This is a genomic window from Acerihabitans sp. TG2 (assembly GCF_035013185.1).
Lineage (GTDB): Bacteria > Pseudomonadota > Gammaproteobacteria > Enterobacterales > Enterobacteriaceae > Acerihabitans.
Genome location: NZ_JAYGJO010000029.1, coordinates 1 through 25717 on the forward strand (window position 1 = coordinate 1; position 25717 = coordinate 25717).

Sequence of the window (25717 nt, forward strand, 5' to 3'; positions counted from 1 at the left end):
CACTAACCTGCTCTAACGCCGGCAACCACGTTTTACCTTCGCTGCGTAGATAGGCGTCTACGTGATCTTTTTCTTGGTCATTAAACCAGATCACATCCAGCGGGCTGCTGTCAGGGATTCTTTTTTCCGCTATCAGGTAATTACCATCGAGCGCATTTAATAAATGGGGTAAATTCGTGGCATAGGGGCCGTAAAAACTCGCTTCAAATCGCAGATTCAACACATCTTTCAGCTTGTTGTGACTAACCGCTTTTTGTAAGAACCAAGCCAGTTTTTGAATTTCCAGCAGGCTGCATTCCATACCCAGCACCCAGTAACGACGGACCAATTCAGCGATCATGGCTCTTGCCGGCGTGAGCTTTTTTACACCGTTACGTTTCAACAAACCCAAGTGGATCCCTTCAATATCGCAGTTCAATCTTAATGGCATTCATCCCAAAAATAAACCGGGTGACACCGATACACACTGTTGAGCAGAAATGGCGTAATCCCCTAATTAAAGACACAAAAAAAGCCACCCTTGGGTGACCTGATTGTGTACTAATGGTGCCGAAGGCCGGAATCGAACCGGCATGCCCGAAGGCGGTTGATTTTGAATCAACTGCGTCTACCGATTTCGCCACTTCGGCACTGAAGTTAGTATACGGAAAACGAGGTGCATTATACCGTTAACGCATCCCGGCGCAATACTAATCAGCGTTAGCCGGTGCTGACTGCTGAAAAAACGCCCTCTTTCGCCAGGTTTTTGTCGCCAAAGGCCGAATCAGCACCGGTTATCGTGCCAATCCACGTTTAACAACTCAACGATAGCACCGCGGCAATTTGCTGCGCCAGCCAGCGCCGCGCCGGGTCGCCGTCCAGGCGCAGGTGCCAGAGCAACGACAGCTCAAAGGACGGCAGGTCAAATGGCAGCGGGCTGGCGCACAGGCCATAGTGGGTTTGCCAGGCCGACGCCAGCACGCTCGGCACGGTGGTCAGCACCGGGACGCGTTGCAAGATGCCGGGCAATGCGGAAAAGTGCGACGTGGTATAACGAATCTGGCGTGATCTGCCCCGTTGCACCAGCAGGTCGTCGATGGCGCTGTGCGCACGCGAGCGATAGGTGACCAGCAGGTGATCGCAAGCGAGATAGTCGTCCAGGCTGAGTGGCGCCGGGTGTGCGAGCTGCTGCGGATGCCATAGGACGACAAAAGCCTCGGTACGCAACACACTACGCTGTAACCAAGGGGCGGATTCGGTGGTGACCGACAGCGCCATATCCAGTTGATTTTGCTCCAGCAGCTCGCGGTCCTGGTAGGGTGTGGTGGCGAGGGTATTGAAGCGCATATGGGGAGCGGCGGCGTGCAGGCGTGCCAGCAGCGGCGGCATCAAGCAGATCTCGACCCAATCCGCCATACCCAGGGTGAACAACCGCCGGCTTTGGTGCGGATCAAAATCCGGGCTGTGGAACAGCGTATCTTGCATCTGCCCCAGCAGCGGCGCGAGGCGTTGAGCCAAATAATCGGCACGGCTGGTGGGCTGCATGCCTTGCGCGGTGCGCACAAACAGCCGGTCGCCAAACAGCTCGCGCAAGCGCCCCAGCGCGCTGCTGACCGCCGGCTGGCCGAGGAACAGTTTTGCCGCTGCCACCGAGACGCTTTTTTCCCGGTACAGCACCAAAAAGGTCACCAATAAATTCAGGTCGATGCCCCTAAAATCACTTTCATTGATATTCATAATTTTTCCAATCAATTGGAGTAATAGTAGTACGTATTGAATACTTCCCCCTAATGAAAAAACAGATTAAGGGAAAAAGATGAAATTAATCACCATTGGCAAAACCAGCGCGACGTTGCTGCTACTGGGACAGCTGCTCTCTCCGGCATACGCACAAGGGCAACCCCCCGTCGCACCGGTGCCGATGCAAAAGACCCAGGCACCGGGTTATTACCGTATGATGCTGGGCCAGTTTGAGGTTACCGCAGTGTCGGACGGTACGGTCACCATTGCATTAGACAAGCTGTTAAACTCTATCACGCCGCAGGCGCTGCGACAGCGTTTGGCTGCTAACGATCTCAGCACCCAGGTGGAAACATCGATCAATACTTTTTTAATTAACACCGGTGAACATCTGATCCTGGTGGATACCGGTTCCGGCCCGTTATTCGGCAGCAACGGTGGTCGGTTGTTGGATAATCTGCGCGCGGCGGGTTATCCACCGGAACAAATCGATACCGTATTGCTCACCCATATCCATGCGGATCATAGCGGCGGCCTGGTGCATAACGGTAAGCTCGCGCTACCCAATGCCACTGTCTACGTTAACCAGCGGGATGTGGATTTCTGGCTCAATCCGGCCAATATGGCAAGCGTTCGCAAGAGCGAAAAACACACTTTTGCCGAATCGGAGTCTTCCTTGCGCCCGGTGATCCAGGCTGGCCGCCTGAAAACCTTCTCCGGGGAAACCGAACTGTTCCCCGGGGTGCGCGCAGTGCCCGACCCCGGCCATACGCCCGGCCACACCTTGTATATGGTTGAAAGTGCGGGTCAGAAACTGTTGCTGTGGGGCGATACTATCCACGCCGAGGCGGTGCAGTTTGCCCGGCCACAAACCACCATTAATTTTGACTGGAACCCTGCCCAAGCAGCCAAGGCCAGGGCATCGGTACTGGCGGACGCGGCCCGTGGGGACTATTGGATCGGCGCGGCACATATTGCGTTCCCAGGGCTGGGGCATGTGAAAGCGTTGGTGGAGAAACCGGGCCAGACTCCGGCCTATCGCTGGGTACCGGCCAACTACAGCTTGGCTGGCCTGAAATAAAACCAGGTGGGGGGTCGGTAGGCGCTATCGACAGAATTGTCCGAAACTACGCCACTCGCGCCTGAAAAACGCGTCGGTGTTCTGACGACGGCGCGTTTGTCCGGCATACTGGCCATCATTTAGCGTCGGCGGCGGCCTGGCCGTTCGACCTGGTATCCTTCTTTATTACAGGAGTCACCCCCTTATGATGTCCTATCAACAACCGCGGTTATTGGTGGCATTGGCCTTGTCCGCCTTGCTGTCGTCCAGTGTGGTCCACGCAGCCGGTAACTGGATGGATTCGGTCAAAAGCGTGGCCGGTGAACTGAGTCAGTCTTCTACTGACAAGGGTTCCACCACCGCTGGCACGACCTCCGGCAATAATGCCAGTTCGTTGGCCGGATTATCGGGCCTGCTTAATGGCGGCGATAAGGCCTTAAGCGCCAGCAGTATGACTAATGCCGCCGGTGTGCTGCAATATTGTGTGAAAAACAACCTATTGTCGGCCAACGGGGCCAACTCGCTCAAAGATCGCATGCTGAACAAGTTGGGCATCACCAGTACCGCCAATACCAAAAGCCAGGACTACCAACAAGGCCTCGGCGGTCTGCTGGCCACCGGCAAAAACGGTCAAGTTAACCTTAACGATCTGAGCAACTCCCAATTAGGTCAACAAGTAAAAACCAAGGCCTGTGATATTGTGCTGAAACAAAGTAAACGTTTTGTTTCGTTATAAGGTCGCCGTCGGCCATTACGCACCGGTTTAAGCCCTATCTCACGCAAGCCGGTATCGTGGCTATCCCTGTTCGATTGAGCAGGGATTTACCGTCCATTGGGGTAGATAAAAACGGAACTAACTTTATTAAAATAATATTATTATTATGCTATTTACATTCAATTAACTATATTATGCATATTATCAAAAATGTGATCCATGCCAGCGATAACGCCCAACATTGAACATTTAATGCTTCACGGTATTGCACTACTGCAACGCAACGTCTATTTTCATCTTGTCATTATTGACAAATAAAAGATAAACTCGTTAGCCACTAAAATAGATAAGTTAATAATTTCATATCTATAAATATATTGGAGCAATAAATAAAAGTCTGAATATAATTACACGTGCATTTATGTTCGTTAACCTACGAATATCCCTCAACCTAACATTCTAGATTACGAATCTTATATGAATAATTTCGATTTTAATTTATTGGTTGTACTGAATGCGCTTCTTGAAGACTGCAGCGTCAATCTGGCAGCCAGAAAACTGAACGTTACCGCGCCCGCCATCAGTAAGTCGTTGAATAAAATACGGGGTATGTTTAACGATCCCATTTTAGTGCGTAGCGGCACCAAACTTATCCCGACACCAAAAGCCATCGCACTTAAGGAGGATGTACGCCAGTTGGTCAATCGTATCGAATCGATGCTGAATACCAATATGGCGTTTGAACCCCATACCACCACGGTGTCGTTCACGATTGCCGCCAATGCCACTATTGTGTTCACGCTCAATGCCCGGTTATTTAGCGAAATACAGCGTAGCAGCGCCCCGAATGTGTTTATAAACATGGTGCACGATTCAGAGTTTGACGATGATTTTCTGCGTTCTAATGATATTGATCTTTATATTGGTGAAATGCGTGATTTGAACCCGGAAATCACCATTCGCACCATTCATTCCGCCAAGTGTTATTTTATGTGCCGCTGCGGTCACCCGGTTATTTGTGGGGATAAAAGCGTGGACAATTTGCTGAAATATCATTTTGTCCAGACCAATGAAAAATACTCGGCCGGGTCGGATGAGGCAATGCAATATTTCTGGTCAACACGTCAGGTCATGGGGACCACGCCAGGTTATATGGCCACCATGAACGCCATTACCCATTCCGATGCGTTGGCCATTGTGCCGGATTTTGTGATGAATAATCTGCGTAAGCTTAACATCGCGGTGGAATTTTTCAGCTCGGATTTCAATTTGGGCAAACGCAGTATTATCCAGGCATGGCATTCTAAGCATAACCATTCACCTTGCCATAAGTGGCTGCGCGACCTGACTAAAGTGATGTTTGTCGACAGTATTAAATGAAGCAGGCTTGAGTAAAGCACCGAAAATAACACTGCAGGTCGAGTCAATGGGCGTTATCCCCACATCCTACGCTAACAGGCAATCACCCGTTAGCGTAGGATGTGTTGTACCCGATCTCTAGCGTTTTTTGAGCAACAACGCCACACTGATGATCAGAAAAGCCATGCTTGGCAGTAACGCCCCAAACAGCGGCGGCATGTTATATACCAGGCTGAGTGGACCAAAGATCTGGTCCAGCACATAGAATAAAAAGCCGAAACTGATCCCGGTAATCATCCTCACGCCCATCGCCACGCTGCGCAGCGGACCGAATATAAACGATACCGCCATGAGCATCATCACCGCCACCGAGAAGGGGGAGAAAATTTTACCCCACATATTGAGCAGATAGCGGTTGGCCTCCTGGCCGCTTTGTTTTAAGTAGCGTACGTAATTATACAGGCCGGTGATGGATAACGATTCGGGATCAAGCGCCACCACGCCGAGCTTATCGGGCGTCAGGTTGGTTTTCCATTCCCCGTTAAGGGTCTGCCGGCCGGTAATTTGCTGATTATTGCTCAGGTTGGATTCATCCACCTGCGATAGGTGCCAGATGCCGTTGTTAAAACTGGCACTGGCGGCGTAGCGCAGGGTTTGCAGCCGGTTGTCATTGTCAAAGTGGTAGATGTTTACCCCGGCGAGCTGGTTATCGCTGACCACACGTTCGATAAAGATAAAGTCGTGGCCGTCCTTGGCCCACAGGCCGTTTTGCACCGACAGCATTGAGCCGCCATAAAGTGCCTGGGAGCGGAAATTACGCGCCAACTGATCGCCCTGCGGGGCCACCCATTCGCCAATGGCCATGGTCAGCAGCACCAGGGGAATGGCGGTTTTCATCACCGAGGCGGCAATTTGCAGGCGGGAAAATCCCGACGCCTGCATGACCACCAGTTCACTGCGGCTCGCCAGGGTGCCCAACCCCATCAGCGCACCCAGCAGCGCCGCCATCGGAAAGAAGATCTCGATATCCTTGGGGATGCTTAACAGGGTATACAGTCCGGCGCCCATGGCCGAATAATCGCCCTGGCCAACCTTGCGCAGCTGATCGACAAACTTGATAATGCCCGATAACGACACCAGCATAAACAGCGTCATCATGATGGTATTAAAAATCGTCTTGCCAATATAGCGGTCTAGTACTCCAAACATCAGGCCGCTCCTCTGCCGTGTAAACGCTCACGTGCCCGCCTAAACGGCACGCTGTCCCATATATTGAGCAACAGGGCGATGCCCAGGTACACCAGATTGGTTAACCACATCCATACCACCGGGTCAAGTTTTCCTTTAGCACCGTTGGATCGCAGCGAGCTTTGTAGCAGGAAGAAAATTAAATAAAGCAGCATGGCCGGCAACATGCTCAGCACTCGACCCTGACGGGGATTCACCGCGCTCAGTGGCACCACCATCAACGCCATGATAAATACCGATGCAACCAGCGTTAGACGCCATTGTAGCTCGGCACGGGCCTCTGGTTCTGGCGATCGCCACAGCGTCTTCATGCTCATCTGTTCGGCATCATTACTGGCCACCGCCACAGTCTGATGGCCAATCACGGCCTGATATTGCGTAAAGTCGGTGATGCGGAAATCGCGCAGCAACGCCGTACCCTCGTAGCGAGTGCCTTTATTTAACGTCACCACCTGTGAACCGTCCGGACGCTGGGTCATATGCCCCTTGTCCGCTATCACCACCGAAGGACGAGCATTGCCTTTGGGATGCAGTTGCGCCAGGAATACGTTTTGGAACTCCTGACCTTTGACATTGCCAACAAACAGTACCGAATTGCCGTTTTGCGCCGCCTGAAACTGCCCTTCAACCATGGCAGCCATGCTGGGATTGGCCTTGGCTTCCGCCAACACTTCATCCTGATGCCGCGAGGACCACGGGGAAAGCCAGATAACATTTACTGCTGCCGCCAGGGCTGTCAACACGCTTAACAACAGCCCGGCTTTAATCAGCGCCATTTTCCCCATTCCGCAGGCATGCATCACGGTTATTTCGCTTTCAGCGTATAACCGGCTCAAGGTCATCAGTAACCCGAGGAACAGGCTCAGGGGCAGAATCAATTGTGCCATTTCTGGCACCCCTAACCCGAGTAGGGATAACACCAGGTTTGTCGGAATATCGCCGTCTACCGCCGCACCCAACACCCGTACCAGCTTTTGACAGAAAAAAATCAGCAGCAGTACAAACAGGATGGCCAATTGGCTTTTAAAGGTTTCCCGAACCAGATATCTAATGATGATCACGCTAATTTCGCCTGTGAAAACTTGTCTTTTTGCAGGAAAGTCGATAGTTTCTTCGCTAATCCACTATTAATCCGTATCAATTAGCCACCTTTCATCGCCAGATAGAGTATAACAGCATTAAGCGTTCGGCTGTGCTATGAGAACGCACTGATTATTGCCGGAATAACGTCCTTTGCGTCGTTCAGATTAACACATAAGAGTTAATGCAAAGGCGGGGGATACGATAGGAAAACATTTATTTTATCCCGGTATGGCGTCTTTGTCTTTAAGATTCAGGAGAGTGCATGGAGTTCAGTGTAAAAAGCGGTAGCCCGGAAAAACAACGCAGTGCCTGTATTGTCGTCGGCGTCTTTGAACCGCGCCGTCTGTCACCCATTGCTGAACAGCTCGATAAGATCAGCGATGGTTATATCAGTGCGTTACTGCGCCGCGGCGAACTGGAAGGGAAAGTGGGTCAGACCTTACTGCTGCACCATGTTCCTAATGTGCTATCTGAACGTATCCTGCTGATTGGGTGCGGTAAAGAACGCGAGCTGGACGAGCGCCAGTATAAGCAGGTGATCCAAAAAACCATCAATACGCTGAACGATACCGGGTCGATGGAAGCCGTTTGTTTCCTGACCGAACTGCACGTCAAGGGGCGCAATACCTATTGGAAAGTCCGCCAGGCGGTGGAAACCTCCAAAGAGTCGCTTTATACCTTTGATCAGTTGAAAAGCAATAAGGCTGAACCGCGCCGACCGTTGCGTAAAATGGTGTTTAATGTGCCCACCCGCCGCGAACTCACCGGCGGAGAACGGGCGATCCAGCATGGTTTGGCCATTGCTTCAGGGATTAGCGCCGCCAAGGATTTGGGCAATATGCCGCCCAATATCTGTAACCCGGCTTATCTGGCCTCTCATGCACGCCAACTGGCGGATAAGTATGGAAAAACCACCACTACCCGAGTGATCGGCGAACAGCAGATGAAAGAGCTGGGCATGAACGCGTATCTGGCGGTGGGACAGGGTTCGCAAAATGAATCCCTGATGTCGGTTATCGAGTATAAGGGCAGCCCGGCCCCGGAAAGTCGGCCGATTGTGCTGGTAGGTAAAGGCTTGACCTTTGATGCCGGCGGCATCTCGATCAAACCCGCCGATAGCATGGATGAGATGAAATACGACATGTGCGGTGCCGCGACGGTGTACGGCGTGATGCGCATGGCGATGGAACTGAGCCTGCCGCTGAATATCGTTGGCATCCTGGCGGGCTGTGAAAATATGGTCGATGGCCGTTCGTACCGTCCCGGTGATGTGCTGACCACCCTGTCCGGCCAAACGGTAGAAGTGCTCAATACCGACGCCGAGGGCCGTTTGGTTCTGTGTGACGCCTTGACCTATGCCGAACGTTTCGATCCCGACGTGGTAATTGATGTTGCTACCCTCACCGGTGCTTGCGTTATTGCCTTGGGTCATCATCTGACCGGCATGATGTCGAATCATAATCCGTTGGCCCATGAGCTTATTGCCGCCTCGGAGCAGTCGGGTGATCGCGCCTGGCGCCTGCCGTTGGGCGATGAGTATCAAGAACAGTTGGAATCCAATTTTGCCGATATGGCCAATATCGGTGGCCGCCCGGGCGGCGCCATCACCGCCGGTTGTTTCCTTTCCCGTTTTGCCCGCAAATTCAATTGGGCGCATTTGGATATCGCCGGCACCGCTTGGCGTTCGGGCAAGGCCAAGGGGGCTACCGGTCGTCCGGTGGCGCTGCTGGCGCAGTTTTTGCTCAATCGTTCCGGCCTGAACGGTGACGAATAAGCGAAAAAAAGGTATGCTTTAGGGGGTAGCGCAGGCTGCCCCTATTTTTCCATCATGCCTTTCTGGCTAACTAAACACGGCACATGAAAAACGCGACCTTTTATCTCCTCGATAGCCAGGATCTACAGGACGGACTGAGTGCCGTTGAACGGCTTGCCTGCGATCTGGCGGCACGTCACTGGCGCGCCGGACAGCGGGTGCTGGTGGCCTGTGGCGACGAGGAGCAGGCGCTGCGGCTCGATGAAGCATTATGGCAACGTGACCCGGCGGCTTTTGTACCGCACAATCTGGCGGGAGAAGGCCCGCGCTACGGCGCGCCGGTGGAAATTTGCTGGCCTGCGCGACGCGGCAATGCGCCACGCGACCTGTTGATCAGCCTGTTGCCGCAATGTGCGGATTTTGCCTCCGCTTTCCATGAAGTGATAGACTTCGTTCCAGATGAAGACGCATTAAAACAGTTGGCGCGCGATCGGTATAAAGCCTATCGCAGCGTCGGCTTCCAATTGACTACGGCCACGCCGCCAACGCAGTGAAATACAACGTATAATGGAAAAGACATATAATCCGCACGACATTGAGCAGCCGCTCTACGAGCACTGGGAACAGCAGGGCTATTTCAAGCCGCATAACGATACCAGTAAAGAGAGCTTCTGCATCATGATCCCGCCGCCGAACGTCACCGGCAGTCTGCATATGGGGCATGCTTTTCAGCAGACCATTATGGATATTATCGTGCGTTATCAACGCATGCAGGGTAAAAACACCCTGTGGCAGGTGGGCACCGACCATGCGGGCATCGCCACGCAAATGGTGGTGGAACGTAAAATTGCCGCAGAAGAAGGCAAAACCCGCCACGATTATGGCCGTGATGCTTTTATCGAAAAAATTTGGCAATGGAAAGCTGAATCCGGCGGCACTATTACTCGCCAAATGCGTCGGCTTGGCGCCTCGGTGGATTGGGAGCGCGAGCGGTTTACTATGGACGCCGGCCTGTCCGAGGCAGTGAAAGAAGTGTTCGTCCAGCTGTTTAAGCAGGATTTGATCTATCGCGGCAAGCGTCTGGTTAACTGGGATCCCAAACTGCGTACCGCCATTTCCGATCTGGAAGTGGAAAATCGTGAATCCCAGGGCTCGATGTGGCATTTGCGTTATCCATTGGCCGAGGGTGCAACCACCGCCGATGGCAAAGACTATCTGGTGGTCGCGACCACCCGCCCGGAAACTGTGTTGGGCGATACCGGCGTTGCGGTGAATCCGCAAGATCCGCGTTATCAAAATCTGATCGGCAAGTTCGCAATATTACCGCTGTTGGGTCGCCGCATTCCGATCATCGGCGACGAACATGCCGACATGAGCAAGGGTACCGGTTGCGTTAAAATTACCCCGGCCCATGACTTTAATGACTATGAGGTCGGTAAACGCCACGGCCTGCCGATGATCAATGTGCTGACCCTGGATGGCGATATTCGTCAGCAGGCAGAAGTCTTTGATACCCTGGGTGAAGCCAGCGACGCCTGGAGCGGTGCCATTCCGGCAGAATTCCAGGGGTTGGAGCGGTTTGCCGCACGCAAAGCGGTAGTGGCGGCGTTTGACGCGCTTGGACTGCTGGAAAAGGTTGAATCCCATCCTATGACCGTGCCTTACGGCGATCGCGGCGGCGTGGTGATTGAACCCATGCTCACCGATCAGTGGTACGTGCGTACCGAGCCGCTGGCCAAAGTGGCCATTGCGGCGGTAGAAGACGGCGACATTCAGTTTGTGCCGAAACAGTATGAAAACATGTACTTCAGCTGGATGCGTGATATCCAGGATTGGTGTATCTCTCGCCAGCTGTGGTGGGGCCACCGCATCCCGGCCTGGTACGATGCTGCCGGTAAGGTGTATGTCGGGCGCGACGAAAATGAAGTGCGCCAGGAATATCATCTGGACGCCTCGGTGGTGCTGCGCCAGGACGAAGATGTGCTGGATACCTGGTTCTCTTCCGGGCTGTGGACCTTTTCCACGCTGGGCTGGCCACAACCCACCGACGCGCTGAAAACGTTCCACCCCACCAGCGTAATGGTGAGCGGTTTTGACATCATCTTTTTCTGGATTGCCCGCATGATCATGTTGACCATGCATTTTGTTAAAGATGAAAACAACCAACCGCAGGTGCCGTTTAATACCGTGTATATGACCGGACTTATCCGCGACGACGAAGGCCAGAAGATGTCAAAATCCAAAGGCAACGTCATCGACCCGCTGGATATGGTGGACGGCATTTCCTTGGCCGAACTGGTGGCTAAGCGCACGGGCAATATGATGCAGCCGCAGTTGGCCGATAAAATCCGTAAACGCACCGAGAAACAGTTCCCCAACGGCATTGAACCGCACGGTACCGATGCCCTGCGCTTTACCTTGGCGGCGCTGGCATCTACCGGCCGGGATATTAACTGGGATATGAAACGGCTGGAAGGTTACCGCAATTTCTGCAATAAGCTGTGGAACGCCAGCCGTTTTGTGTTGATGAATACCGAAGATCAGGATTGTGGACAGCATGGCGGCGACATGACGTTTTCGCTGGCCGACCGCTGGATCCTGGCCGAATTCAACCGCACGGTGAAAGCCTATCGCGATGCCTTGGATAGCTACCGTTTTGATCTGGCCGCCAACGTGCTGTATGACTTTACCTGGAACCAGTTCTGTGACTGGTATCTGGAACTGACCAAACCGGTCATGACCGAGGGCAGCGAAAGCGAACTGCGCGCGACCCGCCATACGCTGGTGGAGGTATTGGAAGGTTTGCTGCGCCTGGCGCATCCTATCGTGCCGTTTATTACCGAAACCATTTGGCAACGGGTTAAAGTGCTCAAGGGCATTGACGCCGACACCCTGATGCTGCAACCGTTCCCGGTATTCGATGCCACCCTTGACGATAGTGAGGCGCTGGCGGATGTGGAATGGATCAAACAGCTGGTCATTGCGGTGCGCACCATTCGTAACGAAATGAATATCGCCCCGGGCAAACCGCTGGAGGTGTTGGTGCGTGGCGCCACGCCGCTGGCGCGTCGGCGTATCGAGGGCAACCGTGGTTTTATCCAGACGCTGGCTCGACTGCAAAGCCTGGTGATTCTTGCCGAGGGTGATAAAGGCCCGGTATCCATCGTTAAGCTGGTGGATGGGGGGGAATTACTGATCCCCATGGCCGGTATCGTTGATAAGGCGCTGGAGCTGGATCGTTTGGCCAATGAAGTGGTAAAAATTGACACGGAAATCGACCGTATTCATAACAAACTGTCCAATGAGGGTTTTATCGCTCGCGCGCCGGAAGCCGTGGTGGCCAAAGAGCGGGAAAAAATGGCCGGTTTTATCACCGCCAAAGCCAAGCTGCTTGAGCAGCAGGCAACCATCGCCGCACTTTAACCCCCTGCGCCGCCCAACCCCGCCCGTCTATTTTGGGCGGCGGTTGTCTTAAATTAACTGAAGGTTTATCCTGCAGTGAATATAATAACATCGCCGACATCGGCGATGTTATTGCTCATTTCCTTGGGTAAAAACGATGTCCATGGCTAACGCAGTCAATATTCTGGTACGCCCTATTACGCTGGCGGACAATCCAGCCATTGCGCAGGTGATTCGTCAGGTGTCGGCCGAATTCGGCCTGACGGCGGATAAAGGTTATACCGTGTCCGATCCCAATCTGGATAAGTTGTATCAGCTCTACAGCCAGCCACGCAGTGCGTATTGGGTGATTGAGTTAAACGGGCGGATTGCCGGGGGCGGCGGAATTGCGCCATTGGCAGACGGCGGGGAAGATATTTGCGAATTGCAAAAAATGTATTTTCTGTCTAGCCTGCGCGGACGTGGCATGGCCCACGAGTTAGCGCTACGGGCGTTGGCGTTTGCGCGCGAGCACCATTTTACCCATTGTTACCTGGAAACCACCGCCAGTCTGACCCGCGCAATAGCCTTGTATGAACGGTTGGGATTTGCCCATATTAATGGGCCGATGGGCACCACCGGGCACGTGGACTGTGAAGTGACCATGCTTAAGCCGCTAGCCTAAGCACAAGGCATGTCCAGCGTGACATGCCTTGCCAAAGAGCAACGCTTAGTGGCGGGTGCCGTTATCATCCTGATCGATAATGCCATGAATCGGCGGTGCGCCGTTCACACCGTCTTCGGTATCATCTTCATCTTCATCTTCATCTTCGTCGTCGTCTTCGCCGTCTTCGAAGTAGGTGCCCCAACCATCGTAGTTCACGCCCATGCGCTCGGCCAAGGCAAACAGCTGCTCAACCTGGCTGTCGATTAAATCGGCATTCAGTGACATTTCGCTGACGGCGTCACAGCACACCAATACCGAGCCGTCTTCCACTTCCAGCTCTTCGGCGTCGGTGACCTCGTAGCCCATTTTGAATGCTTCAACGGCGGCTTTTTCCAGCAAATCGAAATTTTCGGCGGAAAAGTGATGCTCGATGGTATAAAGCGCTTCCGGATCGCTGCCGTCTTCCAATAGCTCTTCGATTATCAAACGTGTTTCGTCACGCTGCTCTTCCAGGAATTGATGTGCCATGCCCCTATCCTCAATGCGTCGGTCAGCTTATTAGGCGTTCATTTTCCCACAGCAGGGGTTAAGGCTCCAGCTTAAACATGAAAGATTTGATATCAATACTTGAAATTGAATATTCATACATATAAAGTGAATTTAAATTCATTATGATTAAAATTATATGTGCAGAGGGATAATTATGAGTCAGTTTTTTCAACGTCACTTCCTAAAATTAATGGATTTCTCACCCGCTGAAATTCTCGATCTGCTGGCGCTGGCCGCCACCCTGAAAGCAGAAAAACGCGCCGGCCAGGAAACGCCGCGCCTGACGGGGAAAAATATCGCGCTCATCTTCGAAAAAGATTCGACCCGTACCCGCTGCTCTTTCGAAGTTGCCGCGTTCGACCAAGGTGCTCGTGTGACCTATCTCGGCCCCAGCGGCAGTCAAATTGGCCATAAGGAGTCCATTAAGGATACCGCCCGGGTATTGGGGCGCCTTTATCACGGTATCCAATACCGTGGTTATGGTCAGGAGATCGTCGAGACACTGGCGCGCTATGCCGGCGTACCGGTATGGAATGGCTTGACCACCGAGTTCCATCCGACCCAGTTACTGGCCGATCTGCTGACCATGCAGGAACATTTGCCGGAAAAATCCTTTGACCAGATGTCATTCGCTTACGTCGGGGATGCCCGCAACAACATGGGCAACAGTATGCTGGAGGCGGCAGCACTGACCGGTTTGGATCTGCGTTTGGTGGCGCCACGCGCCTGCTGGCCAGACGCACAATTGGTCAGCCATTGTCGCGATATGGCACAACAACACGGCGGCAAGATCACGCTCACCGAGGATATAAGCGAAGGCGTCACCGGGGTGGATTTTCTCTATACTGACGTTTGGGTTTCCATGGGCGAAGCGAAATCTATCTGGCGCGAACGTATCGCACTTCTGCGCGCCTATCAGGTCAATATGGATATGATCAGGCTAACGGGCAATCCACAGGTTAAATTCCTGCACTGTTTGCCCGCGTTTCATGATGACCAAACCAGCATGGGCAAAGCGATGGCCGAGGAATATGGTTTGGTGGGCGGCATGGAGGTCACGGACGAGGTGTTTGAATCAGCTCATAGTGTGGTGTTCGATCAGGCAGAAAACCGGCTACATACCATTAAAGCAGTCATGGTCGCGACGCTGGTATGATTGGCCAAGCGGTCACAGTTGCTAGGCTTGAGCAAGTCGCCAAGCGGTCACGGTTGCTAGGCTTGAGCGATCCGGCCAGGACGATGGATTAACGCGGGGATAACATCCCCCGCCCTTGCCGGTACGGTCTCAATAGGCTAACGGGCGTGCGTTAGCCTGCGGCATCAGCTGACCAGCGCGACGTCGATTTTCACCACAGCTTTACGCACGTGGGCCGGCGCGCCTACGGCGCACAGCGGTTTGTGAACTTCACCCGGGTAATACACCACAAAATCACCGTTGTGCATGACAAACTGCTTTTCCTGTTCGCCTGCCGCCAAGAAGGCAATATCCTTATCTGCCAACCAGTCGGTATCAGGTTTTCCTGCTGGCAGGTTACTGAACGTCATGCCTTCCACGCCATTGAGGATAATTTGAATATCCAGATATTTTGCATGGTACTCCGCGCGGCGTTTTTCCAGCGCTTCGGTACTGTCATTAGAAATCAGGACAAAGACCTGATTTCCGTCAATGTCATGCTTGCCCAGCGGCGTTTCAGTGGTGATATGTTGTTTTACATATTCAATCGCTTCACGCAACTTGGCCGGCAGATAGGGCACCAGATCGAGGTGGTGGATGTTACCAGTGATCATAATTGTTCCTTAAAAAATGAAATAACGTTTCATTATAAAACAGGTACACAGGCCAAAGTGAGAGATATTTAACACTTATTTTTATTAACTAGCCAATCGTTTGCTTATTGACGAATATCGGCAGGTTGGCCCTTGAACTACTTGGGCACACGCGTATAATTCCGGGCAGTTTGCCGGGAGGTTCAATGTACAGCAGCATGATCTTCGATACCCATGACGATTGCCCTCTGCCCGTTGGCAGTCAACTGCCATCATTGCTCCCGTTGCCCGTTTTATTATTTCAGTACCGGCCCCTCATTGAGGGGCTTTTTTTTGCGCAATATTCCAGCCGCGCCCTAAACTTGCGTCAGAGAAAGGCGTCACCGTCATCCGTAAGGAGGAACCATCATGGCTAGTCCACTTTATCAAAAGCATATCATTTCCATAAATGACCTGAACCGCGAGGAGCTGGAGCTGGTGCTACGAACCGCCGCCGGCCTGAAAGCCCATCCGCAACCGGAACTGTTAAAGCATAAAGTCGTGGCCAGCTGTTTTTTTGAAGCCTCCACCCGCACCCGGCTGTCATTTGAAACCGCCATTCATCGCTTAGGTGCCTCAGTAGTGGGGTTTCCCGACGCGGGCAATACGTCCATGGGCAAAAAGGGCGAAACCCTGGCAGACACCATATCGGTTATCAGCACCTACGTTGACGCTATTGTGATGCGCCATCCGCAAGAGGGAGCCGCACGTCTGGCCACCGAGTTTTCCGGTGGTGTGCCGATCCTCAACGCGGGCGACGGCGCCAACCAGCATCCCACGCAAACCCTGCTGGATCTGTTTACCATCCAAGAAACCCAGGGACGGCTCTCCAATCTTAACGTGGCGATGGTGGGCGACCTGAAATATGGCCGCACTGTCCACTCTTTGACCCAGGCACTGGCCAAATTTACCGGTAATCACTTCTTTTTCATTGCGCCCGAAGCGCTGGCCATGCCGACCTATATACTCAACATGCTGGCGGAAAAAGAGATTGAATACAGCCTGCACGCCTCTATTGAAGAGGTGGTGCCTGATCTGGACATTCTGTATATGACTCGGGTGCAGAAGGAGCGATTGGACCCGTCGGAGTACGCAAACGTCAAGGCGCAGTTTGTCTTGTGCGCCGCAGATTTACACCAGGCACGGGAGAATATGAAAGTGCTGCATCCGCTCCCTCGGGTTGATGAAATCGCCCATGATGTTGACGCTACGCCTTATGCTTATTATTTCCAGCAGGCGGGCAACGGTATTTTCGCGCGCCAGGCGTTGCTCTCCTTGGTGCTTAACGATCAACAGATTGCAGGTTAAGGGGGTATATATGACTCAGGATAATAAATTGCAGGTCGAAGCGATTAATCGCGGCACGGTGATCGACCATATCCCGGCGCAGGTGGGCTTTAAGCTACTGACGCTGTTTAAACTGACCGCGACCGATCAACGGATCACCATCGGGTTAAATCTGCCGTCCAATCAGTTGGGCAAAAAGGATCTGATCAAGATTGAGAACGTTTTTCTGACCGAGCAACAAGCTAACCAGTTGGCAATGTATGCCCCGCACGCGACCGTGAACCGCATTGATAACTACGAAGTGGTACGCAAGCTGACCCTGTCGCTGCCTGATCGGATCGATGGCGTCCTGACCTGCCCTAACAGCAACTGTATCAGTCGCAGTGAGCCGGTTGCCTCTGGCTTCACGGTGAAAAGCCGTGGCAATCAGGTGCATTTACAATGCAAATACTGTGAGAAAGAGTTCGAGCATCAGGCGGTGATTCAACATTCTTGAGCTGGGCAATAGCCGCGTGAGTCCTTATACTAGCCGGCAACGCTTTTTTATATCTTGATCAACACACTAGGAGCCAGCATGACCCGTATTATCAGTACCGAAAACGCCCCGGCAGCCATCGGGCCCTATGTCCAGGCAGTAGACCTTGGCAATATGCTTTTCACCTCTGGACAGATTCCGGTCGACCCCAAAACCGGTCTGGTCGCAGCGGATATTGCCGCTCAAGCCCGCCAATCGCTGGAGAATGTCCGGGCGATCGTCGAAGCAGCCGGTTTAAGTGTGGCCAATATTATAAAAACCACGGTATTCGTGAAAGACTTAAACGATTTTGCCACCGTTAACGCCACCTATGAGGCGTTTTTCACCGAGCATAACGCCCCCTTCCCAGCCCGTTCATGTGTGGAAGTGGCGCGTCTGCCGAAAGATGTGCAAATCGAGATTGAAGCTATTGCCGTGCGCGGATAAATACCACCGGGCGCGCTGGATAAGGCGTGCCCACATTGGCATCAGTTAAGCCAATTTTCTACCATTAGACCGTTAATCCGGTTGAATTCACACATATTATTAGTCACGACAATCAGGCCCTCACTGCGGGCATGGGCTGCAATATGTATATCGTTAACACCGATAGGTGTCCCTTTTCGTTCAAGATCAGCACGTATATCACCATAGTGCATTGCCGCTTTGTCGTCGTAACGTAATACGGTCAATCGCGAAACAAAATTTTCCACAGCTAACCTGTTGCGCGCCACTGCTGCACTTTTTTCCACGCCATGCAGCATCTCGGCCAGCGTGATTGACGAAATGACCATTATCCCTGCATTGGCATTAAAAATGTCCATTATTTCCAATGGCCGTCTTTTGATCACGTAAATCACGATATTGGTATCAAGCATGTATTTAAACATTAAAAAGGCTCACGCTCCTGTTGCTCCTGAGTCGATCTTTCTTCCATAAAGTCGTCTGATACCGCCGGATCGGTGAGAAAAAAACTATTCCAGGTACTTTCTACAGGGGAAATAATTCGATCCTTACCTACCGTCCTGACGTTTACAATTTTTACATCATCGGCAAAGCGCAATTCAACAGGAATACGCACCGCCTGTGAGCGATTATTGATAAACACCGTACTGTGCGTCATTATCCATCCCCCACGTTAAGTCTTTTCGTTATCATAATTGTACTAAAAAAATTGTATATAGCAAGCGTATATATCATGCCCACTCATTAACCTCATGCCCTCTTTTGGTTAGAAAAAATACCCCCCTGCCCGGACCGCACCAAAACAGCGCGTATTCTCGTCACAGCGCATCGTTTGTGCCTTTGGCAACGTGCTGCCAACTGGCGCGCTTTATGCATAAGGCTATTATCTGCGTTGATGGGCCAGCAAAGGTAAACCGATGATAAAAATCAATCTTTCCGGGTCGCCATTTTTTGATGAAATGGTCACGACTGACGGTTCGCACCGCGGTCATTACGATGCCTATTGGCAATGGTTACAGCAGGCCGATCAGCAAGCCATTGTGCAGAAAAAAGAAGAGGCCGAGCTACTGTTCCACCGGGTGGGGATTACGTTTAATGTCTATGGCGAAGAGGGGGGCACCGAGCGATTAATCCCGTTTGACAGCGTGCCGAGGATTATCCCTGCCAAGGAGTGGGCCTGGATGGATCGCGGTATTCGCCAGCGGGTCCAGGCACTGAACGCCTTTCTTTACGATATCTATCATCAACAGCACATTCTCAAAGCGGGCATCGTGCCGGCGGAACAGGTGCTGGCCAACGAACAGTATCAACCCTGTATGCAGGGGGTCGACCTGCACAATAATACCTATGCGCATATTGTCGGCACCGACATGGTGCGCAACAGTGATGGTCATTATTATGTGCTGGAGGACAATCTGCGCACCCCATCCGGGGTCTCTTATATGCTGGAAAATCGCAAAATGATGATGCGGCTCTATCCGGATTTGTTTGCCAACCAGCATATCGCCGCCATTGAACGCTATCCATTCGAACTGCTGCAAACCCTGCGCGAGAGTACGGCGGTGGTGGATCCGACGGTGGTGGTGATGACGCCCGGTCGTTTTAACAGCGCCTATTTTGAGCACAGCTTCCTGGCTCAGCAAATGGGCGTCGAACTGGTAGAAGCGGCCGATTTGTTTGTTAAACAAGGCGTGGTGTTTATGCGCACCACCGAAGGGCCATGCAAAGTCGACGTCATTTACCGGCGTATTGATGACGCCTATATCGACCCGCTGGCTTTTCGCGCCGACTCCACGCTTGGCGTGCCGGGGCTGCTGTCGGTATACCGCACCGGCGGTGTGGTACTGGCCAACGCACTCGGGACCGGGGTGGCGGACGATAAATCCATCTATCCCTATGTGCCCGAGATGATCCGTTTCTACCTGTCTGAAGAACCGATCCTGGGTAACATTCCCACCTGGCAGTGTCGTGATCCGAGCGCGTTATCCTATGTGCTGGCCAATTTGGAACAGCTGGTGGTGAAAGAAGTGCACGGTGCCGGCGGTTACGGCATGTTGGTTGGACCCAAAGCATCGCGGGCCGAACTGGCCGAGTTCCGCCAACGGCTGCTGGCCAACCCGAGTAATTACATCGCGCAGGAGACGCTGGCGCTCTCCACCTGTCCCACCTTTGTCGAGGAAGGGCTGGCGCCGCGCCATATTGATTTGCGACCGTTTGCCCTGACTGGCGACGAGATCCGGCTCATCCCGGGCGGATTAACCCGGGTCGCGCTAAATGCCGGATCGCTGGTGGTGAATTCATCACAGGGCGGCGGCACCAAGGACACTTGGGTTATGGAGGATAATCAATGCTAAGCAGAACCGCCAGCGAACTCTATTGGATGGCCCGTTATCTGGAACGGGCTGAAAGCATTGCACGGGTGCTCGATGTCACCTACAAATTATCCCTGATGCCGATCCGCAGCCAGCAGAATGAAGATTTAACCCTGCCGCTGAACCTGACCGGCGGTCATGCGCTGTTCGAAGAGCATTATGCCCGTCTGACCATGCCGAATCTGCTGAATTTTTTCGCTCTCGATCCGCGCAATCCCAGCAGTATTTACAGCTGCTTTGAAATGGCCTGGAATAATGCCCATGCCGTGCGCGGCAGCCTGTCTTCCGAAGTGTGGGAAAGCATTAACGCCACCTGGATTGAAATGAAGCTGATGCGCAGTAAAGGCGTGGCAAAAGTGGGTACCGATGCGTTTTTTGATTGGGTTAAGGAACGGGCTCACCTGTTTCGCGGTGCGATGTTCGGCACACTGTTGCGAAATGACGCGTTGTGTTTTATCCGTCTCGGTACGCTGATTGAACGGGCGTACGCCACCGCACAGTTGCTCGGTGTGAAAAACCAGCAGTTGGATCCCGAGTCTGATCCCGTGCGGGAATACTATCGTCTGGATACCCTGCTGCGCGCCGTCAGCGCTCGGGAGGCTTACCACAGTCTGTACAATCATCCCATTAGCCGCGAAACGGTGGCCGAATTACTGGTATTGCGCAACGATATGCCCCGCTCCCTGCGTGCCTGCGTTGGTGACCTGGTGCAACAATTGGAACGCATCGGCGGCCAACGGGCCAACGGGCCACGCCGTCTGGCGCATACACTGCATGTCGAGTTGCGTTTTAGTACCCTCGATGAGGTACTGGAACCCGGTCTACAGGCCTATATGATACAGTTCCAGGGCAAAATCAACGCCTTGGCAGAAAGTATTAACCATACCTATCTGGAGGCGCTATGAAACTGGCCGTCGATCACCTGACGCATTATCGCTATGATAATGAAGTTAAATTCAGCACCCAGTATCTGCGTCTGACGCCGCAAAACACTGCGCGGCAACGGATCCTGGAGTGGTCGCTCAACTTACCGGAGCAGGCAACGCAGGTCACCGATGGGTTTGGTAATCTGCAACATGTGCTGACCCTTGACCGCCCGCATGAGGTTATCGCCATCCGGGCGAAAGGCGTGGTGGAAATTGCCGATGACAGTGAAAACATTCCCGAGGAGTGCGGACCATTATCACCGCTGGTTTTTTTACGTTCCAGTCCTCTGACCCAGGCTGACGAAGCGATCCGCACCTTTGCCGCGCGTTATTACCGCATATCGGCGGCAAACGAGAGTCTGCGCGAACTGATGGCTGAGCTGCGCCAGCGCATGCCTTATACCCCCGGGGCCACCGGCGTGCAAGATTCTGCCGCCAAAGTCTTTGCCGCCCAGCACGGCGTCTGTCAAGATCATGCCCATGTGTTTCTTGCCTGCTGCCGCAGCTTGAGTATTCCCGCCCGCTATGTAAGCGGGTATATTTACAGTGAAGATACCAAACATGTGGCGATGCATGCATGGGTGGAAGTGTGGCTAAATGAACATTGGCAAAGTTTTGACATAACAAATAATACCTGCAACCCCAGTCAGCATTTGAAACTTGCGGTCGGTTTCGATTATCTTGATGCCTGTCCGGTTCGGGGTTCGCGTATCGGCGGAGGTTATGAAGAGATGTATTCGCAAGCGACAGTGGAACAAACTGAGGATCAACAGTCCGGTGGGCAACAACAATAAAGTCATGTTAAAGGATGTGCATTTATGACCTACTGCGTAGCGATGCGCCTGTCGGGTGGGCTGGTGTTTGCCTCCGACTCCCGCACCAATGCCGGAGTGGATCATATTTCCACCTTCCGTAAACTGCATGTCTTGCATCAGGACAGTGAACGTACGTTGGTGCTGCAAAGCGCCGGCAATTTGGCCACCACCCAGAGCATCATTAACCTGCTGCACCTGCGGGCCAACGAGATGGACCGGCCAAATCTATTAAACGTGCCCACACTGTTTGACGCCGCCAGCCTGGTGGGTGAAACAGTGCGGGAAGTGATTTACCGCGACAGCAGCGCGCAGCAAAGCGGTAGCAGCACCGATTTTAGCTGCAGCATCCTGTTGGGCGGGCAAATTGCAGGAGAAAGGCCGCGGTTGTTTCATATTTACCCAGAGGGTAATTTTATCGAGGCGACCGAGGATACCCCTTACTTTCAAATTGGCGAGAGCAAATACGGCAAGCCGATTATCGATCGGGTGCTCTCGTTCGACACCTCGCTTGAGCAAGGGATGTGCTGCGCATTGATTTCCATCGATTCCACGCTGCGCAGCAATTTGTCCGTGGGCCTGCCGCTCGACGTGATGATCTATCGCCGCGACAGCTTTGCCAGCGATGAGCAGTACCGCATTACCGAGCAGCACCCCTATTTCGCCACCATCCGCAAAGCCTGGGCCGAAGGGTTATTAAACACTTTTTTGCAGTTGCCGCCGCTTAAACTTACCGAAGAATAAGACCGCGCCGTCCGGCCGATGACGCGTAAACCCGGCACCTCGTTGTGCGTCCCCCACGCCCACCGGGTATGCCGACGCCGGGCAATGGCTTGTTCCACTGCCCGGCCAGGGTTTTATTGCCAGCCGTAACGACGAACAAACCACCCCTTCATCGCCTGCACCAAGGCCATATAACCGACCAGAATCACCACCAGCCAAGGATAATAGCCCAGTGGTAGTGTCTGCAGATGCAGAAAACCGGCCACCGGGGTAAACAGCATGCCAATGGTGACGATCATGACCGTCAGGGTGGTGAGGCTCAAGGCCCAGGACGGACGACTCTGCAAAAAGGGAATTTTGCGTGTACGCAGCATGTGCACAATTAACGTCTGCGACAATACGCCCACCACAAACCAGCCGGTTTGGAACAAGGTCTGTTGCGCGACGCTGTTCGCTTTGAACACCCACCACATCAGGCAGAACGTGAGAATATCAAAGATCGAACTGATTGGGCCGAAAAATACCATAAAACGGCCCAGATCCCGACTGCGCCAGTGCTGTGGCCGGTTCAGCTGATCGTGATCCACTTTGTCGAACGGGATGGCAATTTGTGAAATGTCATAGATTAAATTCTGTACCAGCAGGTGCAGCGGCAGCATGGGCAGGAAAGGTAAAAAGGCGCTGGCTACCAATACGCTGAACACATTGCCAAAATTGGAACTGGCCGTCATACGGATATATTTCATCATATTGATAAAGGTACGACGGCCTTCCACCACCCCTTGCTCCAGGATCATCAGGCTTTTTTCCAGCAAGATGATATCCGCCGCCTCTTTGGCAATATCCACCGCTGAATCCACTGAAATACCGATATCCGCTGCCCGTAGCGCCGGGGCGTCGTTGATGCCGTCGCCCATAAAACCCACCACATGCCCCTCATGACGCAATGCACCGACAATCCGCGCCTTTTGTAACGGCGTCAGCTTGGCGAATACCGCGGTTTCCAGAGCGGCTTGACCCAGTTGTCGATCGTTCAGGGCGTCGATGTCACTGCCGATGAGTATTCGGCTAACCGATAATCCCACGTCCTTGCACACTTTAGCCGCCACCCGTTCGTTATCGCCAGTGAGGATCTTGACCGTGATCCCATGGTGCGCCAGTGCTTCCAGGGCCGGAGCGGCACTCTCTTTCGGCGGGTCGAGGAACGCGATGTAACCCTCAAGAATCAGGTCTGACTCATCCAGCCGGCTGAAATCGCAGCGCTCTTGCGCCATTACCCGACTGGCCACCGCCACCACCCTGAGTCCCTGGCGCGCCAGTTCACCGGTAACCTTGGCGATATGTTCCATTACGCCGGGCTCGATCGGGATGATGGCATGACCGTGCCTTATCCGGGTGCATGCGCTGAGCACTTCCTCCAGCGCACCTTTACATATCAACTGCGGGAGACCATCCTCGCCGGCGACAATGACCGACATCCGCCGCCGTTCGAAATCAAAAGGAATTTCGTCAATTTTCCGCCAATCGGCTTGGGCCAGAGAGGGATGATGATCAGCAACGCTTTCCAGTACGGCTTTATCCAGTAGATTCTTTAATCCTGTCTGGTGAAAACTGTTGAGCCAGGCACACTGCAAGACCCGATCACTACGAACCCCGTAAACATCGGTATGGCATTCCAGCGCAATTTTATCTTGCGTCAGGGTGCCGGTCTTATCGGTACAAAGGATATCCATCGCGCCAAAATTCTGAATAGCATCCAGACGTTTGACGATCACCTTTTGTCGTGATAGTTGTACTGCCCCTTTGGCCAGGGTAGATGTCACGATCATGGGCAACATTTCCGGGGTCAGTCCCACCGCGACCGAGAGCGAGAACAGCGCAGCTTCCCACCAGTCACCCTTGGTAAAACCGTTTACCAGCAACACTATCGGCGTCATGACCAACATAAAGCGGATCAATAACCAGCTGACGCGACTTATCCCCAGTTGAAATGCGTTCGGCGGTGCCGCGTTGAGAGTGGTATAGCTGGCTAACTGGCCAAACCAGGTCGTATCACCGGTACCGATCACTATGGCCCGGGCGGTACCACTGATCACATTGGTACCCATAAAACACAGATTGGCGCACTCCAGCGGATTGCTCACCGGCACCGCGATGGGCAGTGCGTTTTTTTCCACCGGCAACGCTTCGCCAGTCAACGCCGCCTGGGCAATAAACACATCCCGTGCATGTAAAATCCGTACATCCGCCGGGATCATATCCCCGGCGGACAATTTGATAATATCGCCTGGCACCAGCCAACTGATGGCGATTTCTCGCCAGGTGGCATCGCCGCCGGGAATATCACTGCGCAGTACCGTCGCCGTGGTGCTCACCATTTTTTTCAGCGCGTCGGCGGCCCGGTTAGAACGTAATTCCTGCACAAAATTAAGCAACGTGGCAATCATGACCATGAGGGCAATGACCATCGCCGCCACGCTATCGTCGGTACCGTAAGAGACGATGCCTAATGCCGTCAGCAGAATATTAAACGGGTTGCGATAGCATAACCAAAGATGCCGCCACCAAGGCAGCGGCAGCTCGGCCGCGACGGTATTACGCCCGTAGCGTTCTCCGGCTGAGGCAGCTTGCAACGCATTAAGGCCCTGTTCGCTGCTGGCGAAACGCGTATACAGCTCCGCTGCGGTGGCCGCGGCGCACGTCAGGCAGGTACGGGTCAGCACCGCCGGGATACCCCGACCCTCTGGTTTTTTCAGTCCATCCAACATCACATCACGTTGGAATAGACGTCGCGGGAGATGACGGAATACTTTGGTGAGTAACCGCCGGGAAATAATTTTTAGCATGATGCCATATCCCTGCCTATGACCGGTGTATACCGGTTATGGGCAAAAAATCGTAGCAGCAGAAGGGCGTGCTTCCGCTTACCGTTTATCATCCGGTAAGCCAGCACCAACAATGAGGCAATGCTTACCGGATGGGCGAATGTCGATCAGAACTCGGTGCAGGGTCCATATGGGTGATACACCTCCGGTAAAACAGGAAAAACTGACTGTGGCGGGCAAACACGACCGCAGCCGACGATACCGCTGTCCCTAAGGTGAAAACGTCTTTAGGGTGGTAAGCTGTGATATACGCTATCATTTGATGATGGCAATTCGGTAGCGGCATTCATTATCAGCGGGATAACTATATTCCTGCGGACTATACGACCGAAAATATCAACGATAAATAAACAACATGCAGTTAATTGAATAAACCGAACAACTTCACGGATT

The 25717-nt window shown here is 53.1% G+C and carries 23 protein-coding genes, 1 tRNA gene and 1 pseudogene; 15 read left to right on the forward strand and 10 right to left on the reverse strand.

The genetic code is table 11. The features are described 5' to 3' along the window. The 3 genes and pseudogenes from SJI19_RS20255 to SJI19_RS20265 form a co-directional block, all read right to left on the reverse strand. Window positions 1-379 (reverse strand): annotated as a pseudogene (locus SJI19_RS20255) (Appr-1-p processing protein); the annotation flags it as partial. Between the two features lie 165 nt (window positions 380-544). Continuing rightward, window positions 545-629: transfer RNA gene (locus tag SJI19_RS20260), tRNA-Leu, on the reverse strand. Window positions 630-792: 163 nt separating this feature from the next. Continuing rightward, window positions 793-1716 carry a LysR family transcriptional regulator gene (locus SJI19_RS20265; protein ID WP_323480076.1) on the reverse strand — a complete coding sequence of 308 codons (924 nt, stop codon included), beginning with the start codon at window positions 1714-1716 and terminating at the stop codon, window positions 793-795. Window positions 1717-1795: 79 nt separating this feature from the next. Here SJI19_RS20265 and SJI19_RS20270 point away from each other — a divergent pair, with 79 nt between their 5' ends. From SJI19_RS20270 to SJI19_RS20280, 3 genes are all read left to right on the forward strand, one after another. Next, complete coding sequence (locus SJI19_RS20270; protein WP_323480077.1) at window positions 1796-2800, forward strand: MBL fold metallo-hydrolase; 1005 nt, start codon at window positions 1796-1798, stop codon at window positions 2798-2800. A gap of 184 nt (window positions 2801-2984) precedes the next feature. Next, the gene (locus tag SJI19_RS20275) at window positions 2985-3515 is read left to right on the forward strand and encodes a DUF2501 domain-containing protein (protein ID WP_416347581.1); all 531 of its coding nucleotides are present in this window, start codon (window positions 2985-2987) and stop codon (window positions 3513-3515) included. 456 nt (window positions 3516-3971) lie between these two features. Continuing rightward, window positions 3972-4874: a LysR family transcriptional regulator gene (locus SJI19_RS20280; protein ID WP_323480078.1), complete on the forward strand. Its 903-nt coding sequence runs from the start codon at window positions 3972-3974 to the stop codon at window positions 4872-4874. Window positions 4875-4991: 117 nt separating this feature from the next. On the opposite strand, the gene lptG is transcribed toward SJI19_RS20280, so the two are convergent. Next, window positions 4992-6062 carry an LPS export ABC transporter permease LptG gene (lptG, locus tag SJI19_RS20285; protein ID WP_323480079.1) on the reverse strand — a complete coding sequence of 357 codons (1071 nt, stop codon included), beginning with the start codon at window positions 6060-6062 and terminating at the stop codon, window positions 4992-4994. After that, complete coding sequence (gene lptF, locus SJI19_RS20290) at window positions 6062-7162, reverse strand: LPS export ABC transporter permease LptF (protein WP_323480080.1); 1101 nt, start codon at window positions 7160-7162, stop codon at window positions 6062-6064. Before lptF ends, lptG begins: the two co-directional genes overlap by 1 nt. Window positions 7163-7446: 284 nt before the next feature. On the opposite strand from lptF, the gene pepA reads away from it, so the two are divergent. The 4 genes from pepA (at window position 7447) to SJI19_RS20310 (ending at window position 13003) form a co-directional block, all read left to right on the forward strand. Next, entirely contained in the window at window positions 7447-8958 is a 1512-nt protein-coding gene (gene pepA / locus SJI19_RS20295) for a leucyl aminopeptidase (protein ID WP_323480081.1), read from the forward strand. An 83-nt stretch (window positions 8959-9041) separates the two neighbouring features. After that, window positions 9042-9491: a DNA polymerase III subunit chi gene (locus SJI19_RS20300; protein WP_323480082.1), complete on the forward strand. Its 450-nt coding sequence runs from the start codon at window positions 9042-9044 to the stop codon at window positions 9489-9491. Window positions 9492-9504: 13 nt separating this feature from the next. Then, on the forward strand, window positions 9505-12360 hold the full coding sequence (locus SJI19_RS20305) for a valine--tRNA ligase (protein ID WP_323480083.1): 2856 nt from the start codon (window positions 9505-9507) through the stop codon (window positions 12358-12360). Between the two features lie 136 nt (window positions 12361-12496). After that, window positions 12497-13003: a GNAT family N-acetyltransferase gene (locus SJI19_RS20310; protein WP_323480084.1), complete on the forward strand. Its 507-nt coding sequence runs from the start codon at window positions 12497-12499 to the stop codon at window positions 13001-13003. Window positions 13004-13048: 45 nt separating this feature from the next. Here the strand turns inward: SJI19_RS20310 and rraB are convergent, their stop codons facing one another. Then, window positions 13049-13513: a ribonuclease E inhibitor RraB gene (gene rraB, locus SJI19_RS20315; RefSeq protein WP_323480085.1), complete on the reverse strand. Its 465-nt coding sequence runs from the start codon at window positions 13511-13513 to the stop codon at window positions 13049-13051. 175 nt (window positions 13514-13688) lie between these two features. On the opposite strand from rraB, the gene argF reads away from it, so the two are divergent. After that, complete coding sequence (gene argF, locus SJI19_RS20320) at window positions 13689-14690, forward strand: ornithine carbamoyltransferase (protein WP_323480086.1); 1002 nt, start codon at window positions 13689-13691, stop codon at window positions 14688-14690. 164 nt (window positions 14691-14854) lie between these two features. Here argF and SJI19_RS20325 read toward each other — a convergent pair whose 3' ends face one another. Then, window positions 14855-15322, reverse strand: coding sequence for a YhcH/YjgK/YiaL family protein (locus SJI19_RS20325; RefSeq protein WP_323480087.1), 468 nt, complete (start codon window positions 15320-15322; stop codon window positions 14855-14857). 387 nt (window positions 15323-15709) lie between these two features. On the opposite strand from SJI19_RS20325, the gene pyrB reads away from it, so the two are divergent. The 3 genes from pyrB to ridA all read left to right on the forward strand — a co-directional run bounded on the left by pyrB (window position 15710) and on the right by ridA (window position 17588). Further along, window positions 15710-16648, forward strand: a complete 939-nt coding sequence (pyrB, locus tag SJI19_RS20330; RefSeq protein ID WP_323480088.1) for an aspartate carbamoyltransferase — start codon at window positions 15710-15712, stop codon at window positions 16646-16648. Between the two features lie 10 nt (window positions 16649-16658). Further along, window positions 16659-17123, forward strand: a complete 465-nt coding sequence (gene pyrI, locus SJI19_RS20335; RefSeq protein WP_323480089.1) for an aspartate carbamoyltransferase regulatory subunit — start codon at window positions 16659-16661, stop codon at window positions 17121-17123. A 78-nt stretch (window positions 17124-17201) separates the two neighbouring features. Next, window positions 17202-17588, forward strand: coding sequence for a 2-iminobutanoate/2-iminopropanoate deaminase (ridA, locus tag SJI19_RS20340; RefSeq protein ID WP_323480090.1), 387 nt, complete (start codon window positions 17202-17204; stop codon window positions 17586-17588). A 41-nt stretch (window positions 17589-17629) separates the two neighbouring features. Here the strand turns inward: ridA and vapC are convergent, their stop codons facing one another. Both vapC and vapB read right to left on the reverse strand, forming a co-directional pair. Then, window positions 17630-18031, reverse strand: coding sequence for a type II toxin-antitoxin system tRNA(fMet)-specific endonuclease VapC (gene vapC, locus SJI19_RS20345; protein ID WP_323480091.1), 402 nt, complete (start codon window positions 18029-18031; stop codon window positions 17630-17632). Next, a complete protein-coding gene (gene vapB, locus SJI19_RS20350; protein ID WP_323480092.1) occupies window positions 18031-18264 on the reverse strand; it encodes a type II toxin-antitoxin system VapB family antitoxin in 234 nt (77 codons plus the stop codon). The genes vapC and vapB overlap by 1 nt, the downstream gene beginning before the upstream one ends. Window positions 18265-18523: 259 nt before the next feature. Here vapB and SJI19_RS20355 point away from each other — a divergent pair, with 259 nt between their 5' ends. From SJI19_RS20355 to SJI19_RS20370, 4 genes are read left to right on the forward strand one after another with little or no spacing between them, the layout of a single operon-like run. Beyond that, window positions 18524-19960 carry a circularly permuted type 2 ATP-grasp protein gene (locus tag SJI19_RS20355; protein WP_323480093.1) on the forward strand — a complete coding sequence of 479 codons (1437 nt, stop codon included), beginning with the start codon at window positions 18524-18526 and terminating at the stop codon, window positions 19958-19960. Beyond that, a complete protein-coding gene (locus SJI19_RS20360; protein WP_323480094.1) occupies window positions 19954-20883 on the forward strand; it encodes an alpha-E domain-containing protein in 930 nt (309 codons plus the stop codon). Before SJI19_RS20355 ends, SJI19_RS20360 begins: the two co-directional genes overlap by 7 nt. Beyond that, window positions 20880-21698 (forward strand): transglutaminase family protein, encoded by an 819-nt coding sequence (locus SJI19_RS20365; protein WP_323480095.1) that lies wholly within the window; start codon window positions 20880-20882, stop codon window positions 21696-21698. Before SJI19_RS20360 ends, SJI19_RS20365 begins: the two co-directional genes overlap by 4 nt. A gap of 24 nt (window positions 21699-21722) precedes the next feature. Continuing rightward, a complete protein-coding gene (locus tag SJI19_RS20370) occupies window positions 21723-22460 on the forward strand; it encodes a proteasome-type protease (protein ID WP_323480096.1) in 738 nt (245 codons plus the stop codon). Window positions 22461-22573: 113 nt separating this feature from the next. Here SJI19_RS20370 and mgtA read toward each other — a convergent pair whose 3' ends face one another. Further along, window positions 22574-25288, reverse strand: a complete 2715-nt coding sequence (gene mgtA / locus SJI19_RS20375; protein ID WP_323480129.1) for a magnesium-translocating P-type ATPase — start codon at window positions 25286-25288, stop codon at window positions 22574-22576. Between the last annotated feature and the right edge of the window lie 429 nt (window positions 25289-25717).

What these genes read in the sequence shown, in the direction of transcription:
- SJI19_RS20265 (WP_323480076.1), bottom strand. Translation starts at nt 1,716, where the DNA reads ATGAATATCAATGAAAGTGATTTTAGGGGCATCGACCTGAATTTATTG.
- SJI19_RS20270 (WP_323480077.1), top strand. Translation starts at nt 1,796, where the DNA reads ATGAAATTAATCACCATTGGCAAAACCAGCGCGACGTTGCTGCTACTG.
- SJI19_RS20275 (WP_416347581.1), top strand. Translation starts at nt 2,985, where the DNA reads ATGATGTCCTATCAACAACCGCGGTTATTGGTGGCATTGGCCTTGTCC.
- SJI19_RS20280 (WP_323480078.1), top strand. Translation starts at nt 3,972, where the DNA reads ATGAATAATTTCGATTTTAATTTATTGGTTGTACTGAATGCGCTTCTT.
- lptG (WP_323480079.1), bottom strand. Translation starts at nt 6,062, where the DNA reads ATGTTTGGAGTACTAGACCGCTATATTGGCAAGACGATTTTTAATACC.
- pepA (WP_323480081.1), top strand. Translation starts at nt 7,447, where the DNA reads ATGGAGTTCAGTGTAAAAAGCGGTAGCCCGGAAAAACAACGCAGTGCC.
- SJI19_RS20300 (WP_323480082.1), top strand. Translation starts at nt 9,042, where the DNA reads ATGAAAAACGCGACCTTTTATCTCCTCGATAGCCAGGATCTACAGGAC.
- SJI19_RS20305 (WP_323480083.1), top strand. Translation starts at nt 9,505, where the DNA reads ATGGAAAAGACATATAATCCGCACGACATTGAGCAGCCGCTCTACGAG.
- SJI19_RS20310 (WP_323480084.1), top strand. Translation starts at nt 12,497, where the DNA reads ATGTCCATGGCTAACGCAGTCAATATTCTGGTACGCCCTATTACGCTG.
- rraB (WP_323480085.1), bottom strand. Translation starts at nt 13,513, where the DNA reads ATGGCACATCAATTCCTGGAAGAGCAGCGTGACGAAACACGTTTGATA.
- argF (WP_323480086.1), top strand. Translation starts at nt 13,689, where the DNA reads ATGAGTCAGTTTTTTCAACGTCACTTCCTAAAATTAATGGATTTCTCA.
- SJI19_RS20325 (WP_323480087.1), bottom strand. Translation starts at nt 15,322, where the DNA reads ATGATCACTGGTAACATCCACCACCTCGATCTGGTGCCCTATCTGCCG.
- pyrB (WP_323480088.1), top strand. Translation starts at nt 15,710, where the DNA reads ATGGCTAGTCCACTTTATCAAAAGCATATCATTTCCATAAATGACCTG.
- pyrI (WP_323480089.1), top strand. Translation starts at nt 16,659, where the DNA reads ATGACTCAGGATAATAAATTGCAGGTCGAAGCGATTAATCGCGGCACG.
- ridA (WP_323480090.1), top strand. Translation starts at nt 17,202, where the DNA reads ATGACCCGTATTATCAGTACCGAAAACGCCCCGGCAGCCATCGGGCCC.
- vapC (WP_323480091.1), bottom strand. Translation starts at nt 18,031, where the DNA reads ATGTTTAAATACATGCTTGATACCAATATCGTGATTTACGTGATCAAA.
- vapB (WP_323480092.1), bottom strand. Translation starts at nt 18,264, where the DNA reads ATGACGCACAGTACGGTGTTTATCAATAATCGCTCACAGGCGGTGCGT.
- SJI19_RS20355 (WP_323480093.1), top strand. Translation starts at nt 18,524, where the DNA reads ATGATAAAAATCAATCTTTCCGGGTCGCCATTTTTTGATGAAATGGTC.
- SJI19_RS20360 (WP_323480094.1), top strand. Translation starts at nt 19,954, where the DNA reads ATGCTAAGCAGAACCGCCAGCGAACTCTATTGGATGGCCCGTTATCTG.
- SJI19_RS20365 (WP_323480095.1), top strand. Translation starts at nt 20,880, where the DNA reads ATGAAACTGGCCGTCGATCACCTGACGCATTATCGCTATGATAATGAA.
- SJI19_RS20370 (WP_323480096.1), top strand. Translation starts at nt 21,723, where the DNA reads ATGACCTACTGCGTAGCGATGCGCCTGTCGGGTGGGCTGGTGTTTGCC.